The sequence below is a fragment of the Kribbella flavida DSM 17836 genome (assembly GCF_000024345.1).
Taxonomy (GTDB): Bacteria; Actinomycetota; Actinomycetes; order Propionibacteriales; family Kribbellaceae; genus Kribbella; species Kribbella flavida.
Genome location: NC_013729.1, coordinates 6,228,873 through 6,246,315, shown reverse-complemented (window position 1 = coordinate 6,246,315; position 17,443 = coordinate 6,228,873). Strand labels below are relative to the sequence as shown.

At 70.5% G+C, this 17,443-nt stretch carries 22 protein-coding genes; 11 read left to right on the top strand and 11 right to left on the bottom strand.

The window, feature by feature from the left end:
• Window positions 1-18 precede the first annotated feature (18 nt).
• On the bottom strand, window positions 19-681 hold the full coding sequence (locus tag KFLA_RS28845; protein WP_012923370.1) for a TetR/AcrR family transcriptional regulator: 663 nt from the start codon (window positions 679-681) through the stop codon (window positions 19-21).
• Window positions 682-776: 95 nt separating this feature from the next.
• On the opposite strand from KFLA_RS28845, the gene KFLA_RS28840 reads away from it, so the two are divergent.
• The 3 genes from KFLA_RS28840 (at window position 777) to KFLA_RS28830 (ending at window position 2,938) form a co-directional block, all read left to right on the top strand.
• Complete coding sequence (locus KFLA_RS28840) at window positions 777-1,706, top strand: SDR family oxidoreductase (protein ID WP_012923369.1); 930 nt, start codon at window positions 777-779, stop codon at window positions 1,704-1,706.
• 16 nt (window positions 1,707-1,722) lie between these two features.
• Window positions 1,723-2,511 carry a class I SAM-dependent methyltransferase gene (locus tag KFLA_RS28835; protein WP_012923368.1) on the top strand — a complete coding sequence of 263 codons (789 nt, stop codon included), beginning with the start codon at window positions 1,723-1,725 and terminating at the stop codon, window positions 2,509-2,511.
• A gap of 112 nt (window positions 2,512-2,623) precedes the next feature.
• Window positions 2,624-2,938, top strand: a complete 315-nt coding sequence (locus KFLA_RS28830; protein WP_012923367.1) for a YciI family protein — start codon at window positions 2,624-2,626, stop codon at window positions 2,936-2,938.
• Here KFLA_RS28830 and KFLA_RS28825 read toward each other — a convergent pair.
• Window positions 2,922-3,473: a dihydrofolate reductase family protein gene (locus tag KFLA_RS28825; RefSeq protein WP_012923366.1), complete on the bottom strand. Its 552-nt coding sequence runs from the start codon at window positions 3,471-3,473 to the stop codon at window positions 2,922-2,924. The two genes, KFLA_RS28830 and KFLA_RS28825, sit on opposite strands and share 17 nt — an antisense overlap.
• Before the next feature lie 209 nt (window positions 3,474-3,682).
• On the opposite strand from KFLA_RS28825, the gene KFLA_RS28820 reads away from it, so the two are divergent.
• Window positions 3,683-4,546 (top strand): SAM-dependent methyltransferase, encoded by an 864-nt coding sequence (locus tag KFLA_RS28820; RefSeq protein WP_012923365.1) that lies wholly within the window; start codon window positions 3,683-3,685, stop codon window positions 4,544-4,546.
• A gap of 178 nt (window positions 4,547-4,724) precedes the next feature.
• Window positions 4,725-8,387, top strand: coding sequence for a CARDB domain-containing protein (locus KFLA_RS28815; RefSeq protein WP_012923364.1), 3,663 nt, complete (start codon window positions 4,725-4,727; stop codon window positions 8,385-8,387).
• 70 nt (window positions 8,388-8,457) lie between these two features.
• Here KFLA_RS28815 and KFLA_RS28810 read toward each other — a convergent pair whose 3' ends face one another.
• From KFLA_RS28810 to KFLA_RS28795, 4 genes are all read right to left on the bottom strand, one after another.
• Window positions 8,458-8,877 (bottom strand): CBS domain-containing protein, encoded by a 420-nt coding sequence (locus tag KFLA_RS28810; RefSeq protein WP_012923363.1) that lies wholly within the window; start codon window positions 8,875-8,877, stop codon window positions 8,458-8,460.
• 81 nt (window positions 8,878-8,958) lie between these two features.
• Entirely contained in the window at window positions 8,959-9,651 is a 693-nt protein-coding gene (locus tag KFLA_RS28805) for a GAF and ANTAR domain-containing protein (RefSeq protein WP_012923362.1), read from the bottom strand.
• Window positions 9,648-10,418 carry a GAF and ANTAR domain-containing protein gene (locus KFLA_RS36015; protein WP_012923361.1) on the bottom strand — a complete coding sequence of 257 codons (771 nt, stop codon included), beginning with the start codon at window positions 10,416-10,418 and terminating at the stop codon, window positions 9,648-9,650. The genes KFLA_RS28805 and KFLA_RS36015 overlap by 4 nt, the downstream gene beginning before the upstream one ends.
• Before the next feature lie 151 nt (window positions 10,419-10,569).
• Window positions 10,570-11,343 carry a GAF and ANTAR domain-containing protein gene (locus KFLA_RS28795; protein WP_012923360.1) on the bottom strand — a complete coding sequence of 258 codons (774 nt, stop codon included), beginning with the start codon at window positions 11,341-11,343 and terminating at the stop codon, window positions 10,570-10,572.
• Window positions 11,344-11,524: 181 nt separating this feature from the next.
• On the opposite strand from KFLA_RS28795, the gene KFLA_RS28790 reads away from it, so the two are divergent.
• Together KFLA_RS28790 and KFLA_RS38010 are read left to right on the top strand one after the other, a co-directional pair.
• Window positions 11,525-11,776, top strand: a complete 252-nt coding sequence (locus KFLA_RS28790; RefSeq protein WP_148256764.1) for a hypothetical protein — start codon at window positions 11,525-11,527, stop codon at window positions 11,774-11,776.
• Complete coding sequence (locus KFLA_RS38010) at window positions 11,763-11,924, top strand: hypothetical protein (RefSeq protein WP_012923358.1); 162 nt, start codon at window positions 11,763-11,765, stop codon at window positions 11,922-11,924. The genes KFLA_RS28790 and KFLA_RS38010 overlap by 14 nt, the downstream gene beginning before the upstream one ends.
• Here KFLA_RS38010 and KFLA_RS39745 read toward each other — a convergent pair.
• Window positions 11,890-12,516 carry a DUF6766 family protein gene (locus KFLA_RS39745; protein WP_420167157.1) on the bottom strand — a complete coding sequence of 209 codons (627 nt, stop codon included), beginning with the start codon at window positions 12,514-12,516 and terminating at the stop codon, window positions 11,890-11,892. The genes KFLA_RS38010 and KFLA_RS39745 overlap by 35 nt on opposite strands.
• A 281-nt stretch (window positions 12,517-12,797) precedes the next feature.
• Complete coding sequence (locus tag KFLA_RS28785) at window positions 12,798-13,775, bottom strand: GlxA family transcriptional regulator (RefSeq protein ID WP_012923357.1); 978 nt, start codon at window positions 13,773-13,775, stop codon at window positions 12,798-12,800.
• 141 nt (window positions 13,776-13,916) lie between these two features.
• Here KFLA_RS28785 and KFLA_RS28780 point away from each other — a divergent pair, with 141 nt between their 5' ends.
• Together KFLA_RS28780 and KFLA_RS28775 are read left to right on the top strand one after the other, a co-directional pair.
• Window positions 13,917-14,372 carry a membrane protein gene (locus tag KFLA_RS28780; RefSeq protein WP_012923356.1) on the top strand — a complete coding sequence of 152 codons (456 nt, stop codon included), beginning with the start codon at window positions 13,917-13,919 and terminating at the stop codon, window positions 14,370-14,372.
• Window positions 14,373-14,374: 2 nt separating this feature from the next.
• Window positions 14,375-14,662 carry a DUF3817 domain-containing protein gene (locus tag KFLA_RS28775; RefSeq protein WP_012923355.1) on the top strand — a complete coding sequence of 96 codons (288 nt, stop codon included), beginning with the start codon at window positions 14,375-14,377 and terminating at the stop codon, window positions 14,660-14,662.
• Here the strand turns inward: KFLA_RS28775 and KFLA_RS28770 are convergent.
• Complete coding sequence (locus tag KFLA_RS28770; protein ID WP_012923354.1) at window positions 14,659-15,384, bottom strand: LmeA family phospholipid-binding protein; 726 nt, start codon at window positions 15,382-15,384, stop codon at window positions 14,659-14,661. The two genes, KFLA_RS28775 and KFLA_RS28770, sit on opposite strands and share 4 nt — an antisense overlap.
• Before the next feature lie 77 nt (window positions 15,385-15,461).
• On the opposite strand from KFLA_RS28770, the gene KFLA_RS28765 reads away from it, so the two are divergent.
• Window positions 15,462-15,851: a VOC family protein gene (locus KFLA_RS28765; RefSeq protein ID WP_041290598.1), complete on the top strand. Its 390-nt coding sequence runs from the start codon at window positions 15,462-15,464 to the stop codon at window positions 15,849-15,851.
• Here the strand turns inward: KFLA_RS28765 and KFLA_RS28760 are convergent, their stop codons facing one another.
• Window positions 15,852-16,268: a DUF1707 SHOCT-like domain-containing protein gene (locus KFLA_RS28760; RefSeq protein ID WP_012923352.1), complete on the bottom strand. Its 417-nt coding sequence runs from the start codon at window positions 16,266-16,268 to the stop codon at window positions 15,852-15,854.
• Entirely contained in the window at window positions 16,265-16,957 is a 693-nt protein-coding gene (locus KFLA_RS36295) for a PadR family transcriptional regulator (protein ID WP_012923351.1), read from the bottom strand. The genes KFLA_RS28760 and KFLA_RS36295 overlap by 4 nt, the downstream gene beginning before the upstream one ends.
• A gap of 161 nt (window positions 16,958-17,118) precedes the next feature.
• Between KFLA_RS36295 and KFLA_RS28750 the strand changes: the two genes are divergently transcribed.
• Window positions 17,119-17,403 carry a hypothetical protein gene (locus tag KFLA_RS28750; protein WP_012923350.1) on the top strand — a complete coding sequence of 95 codons (285 nt, stop codon included), beginning with the start codon at window positions 17,119-17,121 and terminating at the stop codon, window positions 17,401-17,403.
• Window positions 17,404-17,443 lie beyond the last annotated feature (40 nt).

Genomic DNA, 17,443 nt, shown 5'->3' with positions numbered 1-17,443 from the left:
GATCGCCTGGGCCGCGGGTCAGCGGGGCAGCAGGCCGAAGAGCAGGCTGTCCGCGGCGGTCCGCAGTGCGGGGGCGAACTCGACCCGCAGCGCGGCGAGCTCGGGCGCGGCCTCGTACGCCGCGAGCATCGTCGGTGCCGGCCGTGAGTGCGTCCACAGTGCCCCGGCCAGCAGCGCCACGGACGCGACGAAGTCGGCCGCGCCCTGCTCGCCCAGTTCCGGTACGGCGGCCAGGATCGCCGCCACCAACCGATGTGAGTGCCCGATGGCGGCCCGCTTGAAGTTCAGTGCGACGTCGGTCGAGATGTTGTGCTCCAGGACGGCGGCCTGCGCACTGATCAGCTCGCACAGCATCGGCCGCGCGGCCAGGGTCTCCGCCACCGCGCGCGCCAACGACTCCGCCCGCTCGGCGGCCGGACGCGACGGGTCGACGTGGCTCAGCGCGGCCTCGAATTCGGCGAGCCAGGCGGCCGTCTCGCCGTTCATCAACTCCAGCAGCACGGCCTCGCGGGACTCGAAGTAGTTCAGCACGTTCGACTTCGCCAGGCCGACGCGGCGGCTCAGCTCGTTGAGCGTGAGCTGGGCGACCGGCTGCTCGGCCAGCATCTCGGCCGCGGTCGCCAGGATCGCACGCCGGCGTTCGGCCCGCTGCTCCGGACTGCGCGCTCGCTGGAATGTCATGCCCGACAGTTTACAAACCACCGGTCTCTTGTGATCAGACCAGTGGTCTGTTAGCGTCGTCCACAACAGACCGGCAGTCTTTTAAGGAGCGCGCGATGTACGAAGTCCCCGACCAGACCGGCCAGTACGCCGTCGTCACCGGAGCCAACAGCGGCACCGGGAAGGAGGCCGCGCGCAGGTTGGCCGCGGCGGGCGCCCACGTGGTGTTGGCGGTGCGCACGGTGGCCAAGGGCGAGGCTGCCCGCGCCGAGATCCTCGCTCGGCATCCCGGCGCGCTGCTCGACGTCCGCCGGATCGACCTGGCCGATCTCGGCTCGGTGGCCGAGTTCGCCGACGCCCTGATCGCGGACGGCGTACCGCTCGATCTGCTGGTCAACAACGCCGGGGTGATGATCCCGCCGGAGCGGATGCTCACCGCCGACGGGTTCGAGTTGCAGTTCGGCACGAACTTCCTCGGCCCGTTCGCGCTGACGCTGCGGCTGCTGCCGCTGTTGCTCGCGGCACCGGCGCCGCGCGTCGCGACGATGAGCAGCGGGATGGCGAACTTCGGCCGGATCGAGTTCGACGATCTGCAGTGGCAGCGGCAGTATCGCCGGGTGCGGGCCTACGCGCAGTCCAAGCTGGCTGATCTGATGATGGGCCGGCGGCTCGCCGCGATCGCCGCCGAACGCGGCTGGCCGCTGCTGAGCACGATCGCCCACCCGGGGATCACCCGGACGAATCTGCAGACCGCCGGCCCGAGCCTCGGCCGGGACAGGCCGTCCGCGGTGGACCGGATGCTCCTGCGCCTCGACCTGACGCCGTCCCAGGACGTCGAGCAGGGAACCGAGCCGCTGCTGGTCGCCGCGGTCAGCCCGGACGCGGTGCAGGGCGCGTACTACGGGCCTTCGCGCTGGTTCGAGATGGTCGGGCCGACCAAGCGCGCCAGGATCCCGCGGCGGGCGCTCGACGACAACAGCGGCGCCCGGCTGTGGGCGACCGCTGAGCAGTTGACCGGCGTAAGCCTTTCCACCGTCGCTGCCTGAGCCCTAGCCTGCCCCGATGGAGCGATGGTCGAGTGGGGAGCAGTACGAGCCGTACGTCGGACGCTGGAGCCGGCTGGTCGCGACCGAGTTCGTCGCGTGGCTGGAGCAGCCGGCGGGGTTGCGCTGGCTCGACGTGGGCTGCGGCACGGGGGCGTTGAGCAGCACGATCGTCCGGGATGCGAAGCCGGCGCGGTTGCTGGGCGTGGACCGGTCGGAGGCGTACCTGGAGTACGCCCGGCGGACCGTGCCGGGTGAGGTCGCGGCGTTCGAGGTTCGGGACGCGACCGAACTGACAGCCGGGCCGGACGGCGAGCGGCCGTTCGACGTGGTGGTGTCCGGCCTGGTGCTGAACTTCGTGCCCGATCGCGACGAGCTGCTGCGGCGGCTGGGCGGCCTCGGCGACGTGGTCGCGGCGTACGTGTGGGACTACGCCGACGGCATGCAGCTGATGAAGTACTTCTGGGACGTCGCGGGCGAGGTCGACCCCGAGCACCGCGACCTGCACGAGGGCGACCGGTTCCCGTTCTGCCGGCCGGATGCGCTGGAGGCGATGTGGCGCGACGCCGGGTACGCCGACGTGGCGAGCCGGGAGATCGTCGTACCGACGGTGTTCACGTCGTTCGAGGACTACTGGTCCCCGTTTCTCGGTGGGCAGGGGGCGGCGCCGGCGTACCTGAGCACGCTCGACGCCGCGACCCGCGACCGGATCCGGGACGGCGTCCGCGCCAGACTGCCGGTGGCTGCTGACGAGTCGATCAGCCTGACCGCCCGGGCCTGGGCGGTCCGCGGGGCGAGTCAGGCGTAGGCCAGTGGGGGTGCCTCGGCGGCGTGCCCGCGTCCCTGGTCCTCCGGAGCGATGTCAAAGTCCCGGGGTCGGCACCGTCTTGTCTGTGACGGCGGACCGACGGGAGTGGACCATGAAGTACGTGCTGATCCTGCAAGGTATCGAGCAGTTCCGGAGCGAGAGCCACGAGCGCTTCCGCCGAGCCGCCCAGGAAGCGGGCGAGTTGATCGACGGTCAGACGCTCGCCGATCCGGTGCTCGGCACCGTCGTCGGGACGCCGGGCACGAGCAGCACGATCCGCGGCTACTACCTCGTCGACGTCGAGTCCCACGAGCGCGCGCTGCAACTGGCCGAGCTGCTGCCGGAGGCCCGCGGGAACGGTCTCGCCGTCGAGGTCCGGCCGGTGATGTTCTCCACCGGCAGCGAGGACGTCAGCCTGCTGAGCTGAGCACCTTGAACCACAGCGCGGTCGCGTGCGGTACGGCGCTGTGGTGGACGCGTTCGAGCTGCACGGTCCGGCCGCCCGGGTGGTGGAACAGGCGGGTGCCGTCGCCGAGCAGGACCGGCGCGACGAAGGTGAGGACCTCGTCGAGCCGGCCCGCTTCCAGGCACTGGCGAGCCAGGTCCGCGCCGAGCACGTTGACGTACCGATCACCCGCCGCCGCCTCGGCGTCAGCCAGTGCGGTGGCGACGTCGGTGCGGAAGAAGACGCCGGGCGCCGACTCGGCCGGTGGGTGGTGGGTGACCACGTACTGCGGGCCCTCCCAGCCGCCGCCGAAGGCCTTGCCGGCGCCCTCGTCGTTCTTGTGCGGGTCGTCGCCGCGGTAGGTGTTCGCGCCGACCAGCAGGGCGCCGACCTCACCGATCAGGTCGTCGACGACCGGGTTCGGGCCGAGGTGGTCGGTCAGCCAGGACATGTCTGCGCCGGGACCGGCGATGAAGCCGTCGAGCGACATGGTCACGGAGTACAGCATTTTCGCCATCGAGAATTTCCTTCCGGAGCTGCGGCCGAGTCGCTCATTGAGACGAGCGATCCCCGCAGAACTCATCGCCGGGCCGGGCTCGGTCGTCGTACAACGGAACGGTGACAGCTCCGGATTTCGCGCGGAAAGAGGGTGGAGGCTCCGGGCGGGCTGCGCTACGGTCGCGACAATCCGGCTTTTCGGTTCTTGGGGCGGCGAGGTGAGTGCGGGTGGCGGACGGCGGTGGGCGCGCGTTCCTGCCCGACGTGGACACCAGCCGGCCGAACGCCGCGCGGGTCTACGACCTGCTGCTCGGCGGCAAGAACTGCTTCGAGGTCGATCGCCGACTGCACCACAAGCTGCTCGAGGTCGCGCCGGACGTGCCGGCCGTCGCCCAGCAGAACCGGCTCTGGCTGGGCCGGGCGGTCGAGCTGATGGTGGGCGAGGGGGGCGTCGACCAGTTCCTCGACCTCGGCTGCGGGTTGCCGACGGCCGAGAACACGCACCAGGTCGTCCGGCGGCTGAGTCCCGACGCCACCGTGGTGTACGTCGACAACGACCCGACCGTGATCACGCACGGGCAGGCCTTGCTGGACGACGAGCGGACGACGCACTTCGTTGCCGCCGACCTGACCGAGCCGGGCGCCGTGCTGGCTGACCCGGATGTCGCCGTGGTGCTCGACCTGACCCGGCCGGTCGGCGTGCTGCTGGGGCTGGTTCTGCATCACGTCCCGGGGCACGCCGACGCCCGGCAGGCGCTCCACGGCTACTGGTCGTCGGTGCCGTCCGGCTCCTACCTGGCGATCACGCACCCGGCCAACCCTCGCGACGGCAGTCCGCTCGCGGACTTCTCCGCCACGGTCGAGCAGGTCCTGCGCCCCGCGGTCCCATCGATCGCCTTCCGTACGCCGGCCGAGATCGCGGCCCTGCTCGAAGGCATCGACCTCCACCCGCCCGGCCTGGCGTCCCTCGCCGACTGGGCCGCCGCCCACGCCGCGGCGTCGGACGATGCACGGTCCGACGACTCCCCAGTTGACGATTCCCCGTCCGGCGCGCTGCACCTCGTCCTGGCAGCCCTCGCCCGCAAGCCCTGATTGCCGCCCCGGCCGTCCGGCTGGTTCCGGTGCGCGACGAACCGTTGACGAACTGCGTCCACGCCTGCAAGCTTTGGCTACTTGCCCGCAAGAAATTGGCATTGCGCTGCAAGTTCAGCTCGTCCAGCCGCAGGTCCCCGCTTGCGGCGGTTCCCCGCCCGTCAGAACTGAGGACGCCATGAAACGGAGCCAGCCCAGCAGACGACTGATCGGCGGCCTGCTCACCGCAGCCCTGATCCTCGCCGGGGTCACCCCGGCCGTCGCTTCCACAACCACCCAGGACGCCGTCCGCTCCACCACGACCGACGCCGCGGTCGCCCCCGCCGCGGCGCTGCCCCGCACGTTGTCGGCCAGCACCCAGCTGGGGGAGTATCCCGCGACCAACGCCGGTGACGGCAACCCGAACACCTACTGGGAGAGCAACAACAACCAGTTCCCGCAGTGGCTGCGGGCCGACCTCGGCGCCGCGAAGAGCGTCGACCGGGTGGTGCTCAAGCTCCCGTCCACCTGGGGCGCCCGGACCCAGACCCTCGCCGTCCAGAGCAGCGCCGACGGTACGTCGTACGCCGACGTGGTGACCAGCACCGGCTACACCTTCACCCCGGCGAGTGCCAACACCGTGACCATCACCTTCCCGGCCCGGACCACCCGGTACGTCCGGGTGAACGTCACCGCCAACACCGGCTGGCCGGCCGGGCAGCTGTCGGAGTTCGAGGTGCACGGCCCGGACACCGGCGACACCCAGGCCCCGACCGCGCCGGGCAACCTCACCCTCACCGAGCCGGCGTCCGGCCAGCTGCGACTCGCCTGGTCCGCCGCGACCGACAACGTCGGCGTCACCGGGTACGTCGTCTACCGCAACAACACCGTCGTCACCACGGTCGCCGGCACCGTGCTCAGCTACACCGACAACCAGCCGGCCTCCGCGACGGTCGAGTACTACGTCCGCGCGCGTGACGCCGCCGGCAACGAGTCCGGCGACAGCAACCGGGTCCGCCGGGCCGGCCAGAGCGGCGGCAGCAACCTGGCCACCGGCAAACCGATCGAGGCCAGCTCGTCGGTGCACTCGTTCGTCGCCGCGCACGCGAACGACAACAACCTCGCCACCTACTGGGAGTCCAACGGCTTCCCGGCCACGCTGACGGTCAAACTCGGCTCGAACGCCGACGTCAGCTCGGTCGTCGTCAAGCTGAACCCGGACCAGGCCTGGGGTCAACGGACGCAGAACTTCGAGGTGCTCGGTCGCGACCAGAACGCGACCGCCTTCACCTCGCTGTCCGGCCGGGCCAACCACGTCTTCACCTCGTCCACGCAGAACACCGTGGAGATCCCGGTCAGCGGCCGGGTCGCCGACCTGCGGCTGCAGTTCTTCAGCAACACCGGCGCTCCCGGCGCCCAGGTCGCCGAGGTCCAGGTGATCGGCACCCCCGCTCCCAACCCCGACCTGGTGGTCAGCGCGCTCACGTGGACCCCGGCGTCACCGAGCGAGGCGAGCCCGGTCACCCTGTCCGCGACCGTGCGGAACAGCGGCTCGGCCGCGGCCGGCGCCACCACCGTCAACTTCACCCTCGGCGGCACCGTCGTGGGCAGCGCTCCGGTCGGCGCCCTTGCCGCCGGTGCCTCGACCACGGTCACCCTCAACGCCGGCACCCGTCCGCAGGGCAGCTACGCCGTCGCCGCGGTGGTCGACCCGACGAACACGATCGTCGAGCAGAACAACGACAACAACGCGTTCACGGCGCCCACGCAACTGGTGATTGCGCAGGCGCCCGGCCCTGACCTGCAGGTCACCGGCATCACCACCACTCCGGCGAACCCGGCGGTCGGCCAGCCGGTCAGCTTCACCGTCGCGGTGCACAACCGCGGTACGTCGGCCTCCGGCGCGACCTCGGTGACCCGGGTCGTGGTCGGCAGCACGACGCTCACCGCCAGCACCGCGTCGATCGCGGCCGGCGCGACCGCCAACGTCGTCATCACTGGTACCTGGACGGCGACCACCGGCGGCGCGACGATCACCGCGACCGCCGACGCGACGAATGTGGTTGCCGAGGTCAACGAAACGAACAACACCTTCGCGCGGGCGATCGTGGTCGGCCGCGGCGCCGCCGTACCGTACGTGTCCTACGAGGCCGAGGCGGCGAACTACCAGGGCCAGCTACTGGTCGCCGACCCGCTGCGGACCTTCGGCCACACGAACTTCGCCACCGAGTCGTCCGGACGCAGCTCGGTCCGGCTGAACAGCCAGGGCCAGTTCGTCGAGTTCACCTCGACCAACCAGACCAACTCGATCGTGGTCCGCAACTCGATCCCCGACTCCGCCAACGGACAGGGGCAGGAGGCGACGATCAGCCTCTACGTCAACGGCACCTTCAGCCGGAAGCTGACGTTCTCGTCGCGGCACAGCTGGCTCTACGGCACCACCGACCAGCCCGAAGGCCTGACGAACACGCCCGGCGGCGACGCGCGCCGGCTGTTCGACGAGTCGCACGCGCTGCTCGGGACGTCGTACCCGCCGGGCACCCGGTTCAAGTTGCAGCGCGACAGCGGGGACACCGCGGCGTTCTACATCATCGACCTGATCGACCTCGAGCAGGTCGCGGCCCCGTTGAGCCAGCCCGCGGGCTGCACCAGCATCACGCAGTACGGCGCGGTGGCCGGTGACGGCATCGACGACGCGGACGCGATCCAGCGGGCCGTCACCGACGACCAGAACGGCGTGATCAGCTGCGTCTGGATCCCGGCCGGCCAGTGGCGGCAGGAGAAGAAGATCCTGACCGACGACCCGCTGAACCGGGGGCAGTACAACCAGGTCGGCATCAGCAACGTCACCATCCGCGGCGCGGGGATGTGGTACTCGCAGCTCTACTCGATCACCGAGCCGCAGAACGCCGGCGGCATCAACCACCCGCACGAGGGCAACTTCGGCTTCGACATCGACAAGTCCACGCAGATCTCGGACATCGCGATCTTCGGCTCCGGCCGGATCCGGGGCGGGGACGGCAACGCCGAGGGCGGCGTCGGCCTGAACGGCCGGTTCGGCACCGGGACCAAGATCAGCAACGTCTGGATCGAGCACGCGAACGTCGGGGTCTGGGTCGGCCGCGACTACGACAACATCCAGGAACTGTGGGGCCCGGCCGACGGCCTGGAGCTCAGCGGGATGCGGATCCGCGACACCTACGCCGACGGCATCAACTTCAGCAACGGCACCCGCAACAGCAAGGTGTTCAACTCGTCGTTCCGCACCACCGGCGACGACGCGCTGGCCGTCTGGGCGAACAAGTACGTCAAGGACCAGGCGGTGGACATCGCGCACACCAACGCCTTCACCAACAACACCGTCCAGCTGCCCTGGCGGGCGAACGGCATCGCGATCTACGGCGGCTACGACAACAAGATCGAGAACAACCTGATCTACGACACGATGAACTACCCCGGCATCATGCTCGCCACCGACCACGACCCGCTGCCGTTCTCCGGCCAGACACTGATCGCCAACAACGGCCTCTACCGGTGCGGCGGCGTGTTCTGGAACGAGGATCAGGAGTTCGGCGCGATCACGCTGTTCCCGCAGAACCTGCCGATCCCCGGTGTCACCATCCGCGACACCGAGATCGTCGACTCCACCTATGACGGTATCCAGTTCAAGACCGGCGGCGGACTGATGCCGAACGTCGCGATCACGAACGTGCGCATCGACAAGTCGAACAACGGCGCCGGCATTCTCGCCATGGGCGGCGCCCGCGGCAACGCCGTCCTGACCAACACCACCATCACCAACTCCCGCGACGGCAACGTCGAGATCGAGCCCGGCTCCCAGTTCACCATCACCGGCCAGTAGCCGGCCGAGCGCCAAGCCACGGCCCCCGCGTACGGCGTACGTGAGGGCCGTGGTGTTGCTGGGGGAGGACTCAGCTGGGCTGCGAGATGTCCTCGACCGTGGAGCCGGCCGCCTTGTCCGGCATCTCCCGGGCGATGTCGGCCTGGGCGAGCATGCCGACCAGGTCGTGCCCGTCGATCACCGGCAGCCGGCGCACCTGGTGCTCGGCCATCGTGCGGAGCGCTTCCTCGATGCTGTCGTCGGCGCCGATCGTCACCGGCTTGCCCTCACCCAGCGAGCCGGCCGTGACCTGGGTTGGGTCGCCGCCGTCGGCCAGGCACTTCACCACGATGTCGCGGTCGGTCAGCATGCCCTTCAACCGGTTGTCCTCGCCGCAGATCGGCAGCGAGCCGACGTCGAGGTCACGCATCTTGCGGGCGGCGTCGACCAGTGTCTCGTTCTCACCGACGCATTCCGCGCCGGGTGTCATCAGTTCGCGGGCCGTGGTCATGCCATCTCACCAACCTTCGGGTCGAGTGGAACTACGAACAGCCCCAGGTTCCCGATCGGCACCCCCGGAAAACGCCCGCGGTCAGTCGCGCGCGTCGCGGCCGTCCTGCTCGAGGGCGTTGACCAGTTCCTGGGCGACCCGGCGCAGCTTCACGTTGTGGTCCTGCGACAGCCGGGTCAGGAACGCGAACGCCCGCTGATCGGTCAGCTTGTAGCGCTCCATCACGATGCCGACGGCCTGACCGATCGTGCGCCGGGTGTGCATCGCCTCGTTCAGGTTCTGGATCTCCTGGGCGTAGGCGATCGCCGTCGCGGACTGGTGGGCGAACAACCTGCTGAGCGACTCGAAGTCCTTGAAGGCACCGGCGGCCGAGGAGTACAGGTTCAGCGCGCCCTGCGAGCGGGCGGCGTCGAACAGCCGGATCCCGGCCTGCGCGTGAATACCGTGATCGAGGGCGATGCCGCCGTACCGGGGGAAGCGCTGATCGGTCGCGAGGTCCGGCGCCGTGACGTGGGCACTGTCGACCGCGGCCTGGTAGCAAGGCCCTTCGCGCAGCTTGTACTGCGCGGCATCGACCTCCAGCAGCATGTCGTCGGTCGGTGCCACGGTCTCCAGCCGCCCGTCGGAGTGCAGTACGGTGATGCTGGCCCAACGGACCTCGGGCAGTACCTCGACCGCGGCCGTGGTGATCTGACGCAGCGTATGGTCGAGATCGCCAGGAGTCAGCGCTTTCGCCAACCGCTGCGCGGTCTCGATCAGGTGCGAGTCAGTCATGGTGTCGCCGTACCCATTCCGGTTCCGCCCGAACCAGTCTCGAAGGAGGCCCAACCGCTCCGATGGGCGGAGGTCGGCTCGGGAAACTGCCGCGTCTGGACCAAGTCCGCGGCGATGTCGCGCAACTTGCGGCCGCTGTCCTGAGAGTAGCGCCGCAGCACGCTGAACGCCTGCTCGTCGTCCATGCCGTACCGCTCCATCAAGATGCCGAGGGCGTGGCCGATCCTCGCCTGCGCGTCGCCTGCGACCTGCAGGTTGTCGCGGATCCGGGCCGCGTCCAGGGCGACCGCCGCGTGGGTGGCGACCAGACCGGCCAGCCAGGTGGCGTCGCGGTCGAAGGCTTCGGGGCGAGGGCTGGCCACCGAGAGCACACCGAGGGTGTTGCCGTTGCGGCTGAGCAGTTGCAGGCTGAGCCAGCTTCGCCAGCCCTCCGCCGCGGCATCCCGGCCCCACCTCGGCCAGGGCGAATCCCGCGCCAGGTCGGGTGCGAGCACCGCGCTGTCGCCTCTCAGGATGCTGACAGCCGGGCCTTCGTTCAGCTCCACCTGCCGCCGGTCCGCCCGCTCGAGTGCGGCGCAGCCGGCGCTGAGCGGAACGGGCCGGTGGCGGTGACTGAGCACGATGCTGCCGACCGCTCCCGCCATCAAGGACGGAAGGGCGGCGATGGTGGCGGTGGCTGTCCGCTCAACATTCGTCTGCTCGTGCAACGTCAGCGCCAGGTCGACCAGCGAGTGGACCGGCGAGTCGCGACCGCTACCACTGAGCATCTTTCACCACAGCCGCCGAGGGTCTGCACCTGCAGTGCCGCCCGCTGTTTGAGCGTGCCGGTGTCTCTCGACGTCGTCCGATCATCGCAGAGGGCGCCACCAGGGTCACTGCGGCGCGACGCGGTCGCCGTCGAACCCGACAAACGTGGCCTCAGTGGCCGCTCAGCGGTTCGCCGCCTCCGCGCCCGTGGAACTGGTGGCCGGCATCGGGCGGATGGCCCGTCATCTGGACGATGATGCCGCGGGCGACGTCGCGCAGCTTCAGATTGTTGTTCTGCGAATGGGTGCGCAGCAGGGCGAACGCGGTCTCGGCATCGCAGTGCTGCTGTCCCATCAGCACCCCGATAGCCTGGTCGATGACACTGCGGGAGGTCAGGGCATGCTCCAGCTGCTCGGCAACCTCAGCCTGCCGCGCGAACCGGATCGCAACGCCGAGCGTGGCTGCCGCCTGCGCCGCGAAGATGCGGATCCGCTCGCGGTCCTGCTCGGAGAACCCGGCCGGGCCGTCGTAGCCGTACAGGTTCAGCGCCCCCACGCCTTGGCCCTGCACGACCAGCGGATAGCTGACCGAGCACCGAACACCCAGCTTCACCGCTCGCCCGCTGTACGCCGGCCAGCGGACCTCGCTCAGCTGGTCCTCGACCACCACCACCCGCTGGCGACGCATCGCCTCCAGGCACGGTCCGTCGTCGTCGGCGTACTGGCCCTCGTCGACGAGCGCGGCGCGGGGGTCGCTGGTGGCGATCGACCGGTGCCGTCCGTCGTAGCTGGAGGTGACGCCGCAGGAGGCCGGTGGAACCACGACGTCCGCGGCCAGCCGGGCCACCTCGACCAGCAACTGCTCGATCGTCGACGTGCTCAGCAGCAAGGTGGTCAGTGCGCCGACCGCGGTCGGGTCAGCCGGATCGGTCCGTTCGGCAGCCATGGCACTTCCCCTCGGCCCGGGCCGTCGCCGGGCCGGGGTCGCACACTGCGAGCGACCGGCCCGTGCGGCACGATCGAGGAGCCGGCAGCGCTTTCCACTCTACGGGACGCCGGCCACGACAAATCCGAGCCGATCTCCCGTAGGGTCTGAGCCTGCCCGATCGCCGGACTCGCTGATGGGGGTGGGCACGACCGACCGAGCGAGCATCCTGGCCCGACTGGCCGGCCTGTCCGCCGCGAACGCGACGGACAGGCAACTGGCCGACCGCCTGTGCGAGGCGGGCCGGCTGATCACGTTGGCCGACGGCGCCTGGATCACGGTCGGGAACGCGACTCCCAGCGGCACGACACTGTGCAGCACCGATGCGGTGGCGACCCGGCTCGGAAACCTCCAGGACGTGCTCGGCGAAGGGCCGTGCCGTGACGCTATCTGACCGGGAGGTGGACGACCGTCAGGGTCGACAAGCGGCCGACGACGCGTTGGCCATCCTGCGGGCGAACGCGTACGCCCACGAGACCACCCTGGCGGACGTCGCCGACCAGGTCGTCAGCCGCACGCTCGACTTCCGCGGGGAGTCATGACCAGCCACGACCCGACAGGTCCTGTGCTGCCACCCCGGGCGGTCCGTGAACTGGCAGCCGCTAACGCGGCGCTGGTCTCCGACCACGAGGCGATCGGGCTGCCACCGACCTGTTGTCCCGGTGTACGCGCGCAGTCGAGGCCGCGGCCGCCGGCCCGGCCTGACCGATAGCTTCCGCGCGGCCGGGTACGCCGGGGTGTACGCCTCGCCGATGACGTGCAGAGCGGCCGGTCAGCTGACCGGACCGCACCGAACCGCCACCCCCGAGGTCCCTCGGGTGGGTCAGGAAGCCCGTTCGACCGGCCGTTCTTCGAGCTGCCGGTTGATCTTGTCGACCTTGGCCTCCAGCCGCTCCATGTCCTCGGTGTCGACGCGGACAGGAAGTGCTTGGCGCCGAGCAGCAGGATCGCCTGGAAGACCAGCTGCAGCCACTCGCTCTGCCAGTTCTCGAACGTGCTGGCGAGGAAGTTGGGCCAGTAGTCAGCCCACGCGAAGGCTTGGCCGTGCTGCTCCTGGTCGCTCTTGAACTCGCTCAGCTGCAGCAAGAACTGACCGATCCAGGAGCCCAAGAAGCGGGCGAGCAGAACGTACACGGCGCCCCACGCCGAGCATGGCTGTTCGGCGGCCGATCCCGGCGGGGATCGGGCTCGATGTTGCTGTGACTCATACCCGACCGGTACCCAGCCGAACGGTTCTCATGAAGCCGGTTCCATGCTGGCGGCAACCGTTTCGGCCGGTGGCGCAGGGCGTGCTCCACCACGCGGGCGACAGTCCGGTCGAAGCAGGACCGGTCGCCCTGCCAGACCTGGTGCAGGAAGACGTCGGCGACGAACTCGGGGGACCGTTTGCTCGGCAGAACCGTCGTACGCCGCGGTCAGGATCCCGCGCCGAGGTCGCCCGGCGTGTTCGGGACCGTACCGCGGAAGGCCGAGCGGTACGCGTTCGGGGTGGTGCCGACGACCCGCTTGAAGCGCTCCCGAAAGGCGGCGGGGGAGCCGAACCCGACCCGGCCGGCGATCCGGTCGACCGGCTGTCCGGTGGTCTCCAGCAACCCCTGCGCCTGCCGGATACGGGCCTTGAGCAACCACTGCAGCGGCGTCGTACCGGTCTGCTCGCGGAACCGCCGGTTCAGCGTCCGGGCGCTCATCCCCGCCTCGGCGGCGATCTGCTCGACCGTGAGGTCCCGCGCGCAGTGCTCCTCCATCCAGCCGAGCAGCGGCTCGAGCTCGGACCCGCGCGGGCTCGGCGGCTGGTCGTGCACGATGAACTGCGCCTGCCCACCTTCGCGTTCGAGCGGCATCACCGCCATCCGGGCCGCGTCCGCGGCGACCGAGGAGCCGTGGTCGCGCCGGACCAGGTGCAGGCACAGGTCGAGCCCGGCGGCGACGCCGGCCGAGGTGAGGAACTGGCCGTTGTCGACGTACAGCACGTTCGGGTCGACGTCGATCTCCGGGTGGCGCTCGGCCAGCAGTTCGGCGAAGTACCAGTGGGTGGTCGCCCGCTGACCGTCCAGCAGCCCGGTCGCCGCGAGCGCGAACGCGCCGACGCAGATCGAGGCGATCCGCGCACCGGCGGCCGCGGCCTCCCGCAGGGCGTCGACGACGTCCGCCGAGGGCGGATCGAGGTCGCGGGAGCCGGGGATGACGATGGTGTCGGCCTGCGCGAGCGCCTCCAGCCCGTACGGCGGCCGCAGCTCGAACGCGCCCGCGTCGACGGTCGGCGTGGCGCCGCACACGCGCACCCGGTAGCCGGCGCGGCCGCCCGGCAACCGGGTCTGGCCGAAGACGTCGACCGGCGTCCCGAGATCGAACGGAACCACCTGGTCGAGGGCGAGAACCGCGACGGTGTGCATGGCGAGATGGTAGATGACCGGCTGATTTCGGCCACCGCAGGGCTATCGGAGAATCGCCTGGTGGTGGGATTGGCGAGAATCCGTTGGTACCTGGCATTCCAGCCTGTGTTGTGCCGTTCGGGCGAGGGCTACCGTCGCCCGGTGACCAAGCTCCTGCTCTCGATCCACGTCATCGCGGCGATCCTGGCCGTCGGCCCGGTCGCCGTCGCGGCCAGCCGCTTTCCGGCCGCCACCCGCCGCGCTCTGGCCGGTGACGACCGCGCGGTCAGCGAGTTGCGCACGCTGCACCGGATCTGCCGGATCTACGCCGTGCTCGGGGTCGCCGTGCCCGCCTTCGGCTTCGCGACCGCCCAGAGCCTCGGCGTGCTCGGCGACATCTGGTTGATCATCTCGATCGCGCTGACCGCCTGCGCGGCCGGCGTACTCGCCCTGCTCGTCCTGCCCGGCCAGCAGCGCACGCTCGCCGCCGTCACCGCCTCGGACGCCGACCCGAAGGCTCCGGCCCAGCTGGCCATGCATGCCGGCATCTTCAACCTGCTCTGGGCCACCGTCACGGTCCTGATGATCGTCCGCCCCGGCTCCACGACGGGGGTCTGACGATGACAGCCCGCTGGACCCCGCTCCGCATCGCCGCCACCGCCGAGGTGGTCTCCCTGGCCGTCCTGTTCACCAACCTCTTCACCGTCCACTGGCCGGCCGTCTCGTCCCTCATCGGCCCCACCCACGGCTGCTGCTACCTCTTGGTCATCATCCTCACCGCCCGCGAACCGCACGCCACCACCCGCACCAAGCTCACCGCCCTCATCCCCGCCATCGGCGGCCTCCTGGTCCTCCGCCGCCTCCACCCATCACCGCTGGGCGCGGAACGGTCGACGACTGACGGCTAGGACGCCGACAGCTGGACGTTGGAGGCGGTGGCGGTGAGGACCAGTGACTGGCCGTCGACCGCCGCGCCGGTGACCTTCGCGCCGAACGGCAGCGCCGGGATGCGCACGCCCCGGCCGAGCAACGCGCCGACCACCCGGCGTACGGCGGCCGGAACGTCGCCGGGCAGGGCGTCGACGACCAGGCCGACCCGTCCGTTCAGCACCTGCGGCCGGACGGTCGCGACCGCGTCGAAGCCGCGCACGGACATCCGAGCCTGCAGCTTGTCGCCGACGATGCTGAGCTGCAGCCCTTCCAGCCCGCTGGCCGCGGCGGTCAGCTTGGTCAGCGCGTTCGGCGTCATCCGCAGCTTGATGTCGGCGTTGTCGATCACGACGGTGGTGTTGGTGCCACCGGTCAGCAGCTCACGCGGGACCTGGATCCCGGTCATCACCATCGTGACGTCCTCGCCGGCGACGTTCGAGATGGTCGGCTGATCCATCGTCACGGTGATCTCGGAGAACTCGCCGCGCGCCAGCTGCGGCAGGAACCCGAAGCCGCCGATCTCCGCCGCCGTGCTCGCCGCCCGGACGTCGTACTGCGCCGCCTCGTCCGCCGCGACCGTGGCCAGCCGGTTCTCCGCCACCGACTCGGCCGCGCGGTCCGCGACGAAGCCGAGCAGGGCCAGGATCACGACCACGATGATCAGCGTCCGGAACCGGCGCCGCGGTTTGCCGGCGCTCACGAACGCCGTCCAGCCCTCAGAGTTGTCACCCGGAGAGCCTAGTGGCCCGCCGGATCCACCCGCGTAGCGTGACCCGGGTGGACCGCATCGGCTACGTCATTCTCTACGTCTCCGACCTGGACGCCTCCATCGCGTTCTACCGCGACGTGCTCGGCCTGCCGCACCGCTTCACCGACGCCGGCTACGCGGAGTTCGGTACGACGGCGCCGCGCTTCGCCTTGTACGAACGGCGCCGGGCCGAGTGGCTCACCGGCGGCCCGGTCGCGCCCGGCCCCGCGGCCGAGATCGTCCTGCTGACCGACGACGTCGACGCGCAGGCCCGCCGGCTGGGGAAGCTCGGCGTACCGATCCTGACCGGCCCGGCGGATCGCCCGTGGGGTCACCGCACCGTCCACCTCGCCGATCCCGACGGGTTCATCGTCGAGCTGGCGCAGGAGATCCCGCGCCGGCGGGCACGTCGTCCGTGATCAGCGGTGGCGGTGCCCGTACCCGTGCTGGCGCCTGCGGTGGACCGGCCCGCCGAACAAGGCGATCCAGAAGAACATCCACAGGATCCACGGAGCCGCGAACGACACGCTGGCCACCACCAGCCCGATCACCAGCACCGGCAGCAGGAAGAAGAACGCCGGCGGCGGTCCGGCGCGCAGTTGCTGCGGCCCAGGCCCCCACCCGCGAAGTTCAGGCTGCACAGCCACCGGCTCCGGCAGATCGGCGAACAGCGGGGTGAGCTCGTTGGTGTACCGAGCCCGGGTCGCGCGCTCGCTGCGCTCCTCGAACTCCTCCTGCGTCAGCCGACCCGCCACGAAGTGGTCCCCGAGCGAGGCGACCGCCTGGTCCCGCTCGGCGTCCCCGATCCGCACCACCCGATCCGGAACCTGGCTCATGACCGGTCCTGTTCGTCGTCGTTCTGCAGGATGCCGTACAGCGTCCGCCGCAGCTCGACCAGCGCCTTGCGGGCTTTCGCCTGCTGCTCGGGAGTCCCTGTCGCGAGCACCTGCCACAACGCCGTACCGACCTGGCCGAGCAACGGCTTCAACCCGTTCTCGTCCTCGTCGGCGTTCGCGCTCATCGCCTCCCAGGGCGCCGACACCTCGTCCGCGTGCTCCGCGACGTACGTGCGCCCTTCGTCGGTCAACGTGAACGTGCGCCGCCCGACCGCCGCGTCAGCCCTGACCAGTCCCTCGTCCTCGAGCTGCTGCAAGGTCGGGTAGATCGAACCAGGGCTGGGCTTCCAGGCCCCGCCACTGCGCTCGGCCACCACCTGGATGATCTGGTAACCGTTCATCGGCTGCTCCGCGAGCACGGCCAGAATCGCCGCCCGCACATCGCCCCGCCGAGCCTTCGGCCCCTTCCATCCCCGCGGGCCGCCCGGCCCCGCCCACGGCGGCGCGAACAGCGGCCCGCCGAACGCCCCACCCCACTGCCCACCGAACCCTTGGTGGTGCCCTCCGTGCCCGCGCCGCCCACCCATGGCCGCCAGCACCTCGTCCTTGAGCTCCTCGAACGCGGAGCACCCCCACCGCCGCCCGAACCCCTCGAACGGCCACCCCGCCGCGTACGCCGATCCCGTCATCCTGACCACCGTCCCTAACGAACTGTCGCGATACGTCGACGATATATCGTTGATCGTCCGCACCCAAGGTGTGCGGCGCGATGGACGGCCGATCACTCTGCGAGGCGGCGTGCGCGCACTTTGTTAGGGTTGTGACTCGTCCACAACCGAAGGGTCTTCCCATGAGCATCTTCGACAAGTTCAAGGACAAGGCGTCCGAAATGCTCCAAGGTGCCGGCGAGAAGGTCAGCGAGGCGACCGGCATCGACCTGCCCATCGGCGACGCGACCGAGCAGGTGAGCGGAGCGGCCGACGGCCTCGGCGAGTCCGCCCAGGGTCACGTCGAAACCGCTCAAGGCCACGCCGAAACGGCTCAGGGTCACGTCGACAACGTGCAGGGCCACGTCGACAACGCCCAGGAGGCGGCCAACTCCGCCACCGACCGGCTCGACCCCGGCCAGAAGTAGCCCAGTACGTCGTACGACGGCCATCCGCGACAATCAGCGG